A 339-nucleotide genomic window follows, 5' to 3' on the forward strand; every position below is an offset into this window, starting at 1 on the left:
AACACAGAAGTTAAGCTTCAACACGCCGAAAGTAGTTGGGGGATCGCTCCCTGCGAGGATAGGACGTTGCCACGCAAAGGGCCTCGAAGAACCGTGCATTTCCAATGCCGGTTCTTTTTTTGTTAAAAATATTAATAAGGCAGATTGTAAGAAATAACTTGAACAAATTTAGTGACGTAGATTAAGCAAGAAGATCTCGATTGGTGTTTGCCAGTTAAGACATTTAAGTGGTCGGGAAGTCAAATACCAATTAATTTGAATCAGCTTGTGATCGCTTAACTCTTCAATAGCTTGGCCTTTGGGAATAAAGCGTCGTAAAACTCGGTTACGGTTCTCATT

At 41.0% G+C, this 339-nt stretch carries 1 pseudogene; it reads right to left on the reverse strand.

The annotated features are described in order from the left end of the window. Positions 1-168: 168 nt before the first annotated feature. Positions 169-339 (reverse strand): annotated as a pseudogene (locus tag QOS07_RS09360) (IS30 family transposase); the annotation flags it as partial.

This window comes from Limosilactobacillus viscerum (assembly GCF_947387525.1).
Classification (GTDB): domain Bacteria; phylum Bacillota; class Bacilli; order Lactobacillales; family Lactobacillaceae; genus Limosilactobacillus; species Limosilactobacillus viscerum.